Origin of the sequence: Endozoicomonas sp. ONNA1 (genome assembly GCF_024606325.1) — a bacterium.
Lineage (GTDB): Bacteria > Pseudomonadota > Gammaproteobacteria > Pseudomonadales > Endozoicomonadaceae > Endozoicomonas_A.
The window spans coordinates 1-1,175 of sequence record NZ_JAHHPN010000661.1; the positions used below are offsets into that span (position 1 = coordinate 1).

The 1,175-nt window shown below is 51.1% G+C and carries 2 protein-coding genes; both read right to left on the minus strand.

What is annotated here, in order from left to right:
• Positions 1-123 precede the first annotated feature (123 nt).
• Positions 124-600 (minus strand): cyclic pyranopterin monophosphate synthase MoaC, encoded by a 477-nt coding sequence (moaC, locus tag KDK19_RS15590; protein ID WP_257292312.1) that lies wholly within the window; start codon positions 598-600, stop codon positions 124-126.
• Positions 597-1,121: a molybdenum cofactor biosynthesis protein B gene (gene moaB, locus KDK19_RS15595; RefSeq protein WP_257276077.1), complete on the minus strand. Its 525-nt coding sequence runs from the start codon at positions 1,119-1,121 to the stop codon at positions 597-599. The genes moaC and moaB overlap by 4 nt, the downstream gene beginning before the upstream one ends.
• Positions 1,122-1,175: the final 54 nt, after the last annotated feature.

Sequence of the window (1,175 nt, forward strand, 5' to 3'; positions counted from 1 at the left end):
ATGGACCAGATGGATGCCAGGTTCAGCGAAGGCTTTGAACAACTGAAATTATTAATTCGGCAGCGACAGCCTACCAGCTAAAACCTAAAAGCCCGTGGCAGCTTCGCGTGTTGCCACAGTCATTTATTCTGCCTTGTAGTGACCGCCCTTACCACCACTTTTCTCAAGCACCCGCACGCCTTCGATGCACATATCCTTATCGACCGCCTTACACATATCGTAGATCGTCAAGGCAGCCACTGAAGCCGCTGCCAGCGCCTCCATTTCAACACCGGTTTTACCACTCAGACGACAGCATGTCTCGATCCGAATGCGGTTTTGCTCAGGTTCGAGTTCAAATTCTACGCCAATAAAGTTAAGCATTAGCGGATGACACAGTGGAATCAGGTTGCCACACTGTTTCGCCGCCTGGATGCCAGCAATGCGGGCAACCGCCAGAACGTCGCCTTTCTTCAGACCATTGTCAGCCACCAGCGCCAGTGTTTCTGCCTTCATCACCACAAAACCTTCTGCCCTGGCTTCACGCCGGGTGACATTTTTGTCACCCACATCCACCATGCTGGCCTTTCCCTCATCATTGGTATGGGTCAGCGACATCAGCCTTCTACCTTTTTGAGTTGCTCAACAAAGTTGCAGGGGCGCTGGCGACTGTCCAACTGCTCTCTGATAATACCTTCCCAGCCAGTCTTACAGGCATTGTTAGAACCCGGCATCACAAAAATGATCGTCCCATTGGCAAAGCCGGCAACGGTTCTCGACTGAATGGTGGAGGTACCCACCTGCTCATAGGAGAGTTGACGGAACAGCTCGCCATAACCGACTACTTCCTTGTCAAAGATTGGGAGTAATGCTTCCGGAGTACTGTCACGCCCCGAAAAGCCTGTGCCACCTGTTACCAGAACAGCCTGAACATTGTCCGAGGCGATCCAGCGGGATACGACTTCACGAATCTTGTAGATGTTGTCTTTGACAATGGCTTTGTCTGCCAGTTTATGTCCTGCGTCGGTCAGATGATCCACCAACAGGTGACCGGAGGTGTCTGTTTCCACGGTACGAGTATCAGAAACAGTCAGTACCGCAATGTTCAGGGCTACAAATTCAGTTTCTTGCTTATGAGCCATCATGTCTCCTTTGATGTCGTTAGTCATTACTCAAGCTTTTCCCCGCTCATGGCT

Excerpts from the sequence above, each read along its gene's own strand:
- moaB (WP_257276077.1), bottom strand. The coding sequence starts at position 1,121 with ATGGCTCATAAGCAAGAAACTGAATTTGTAGCCCTGAACATTGCGGTA.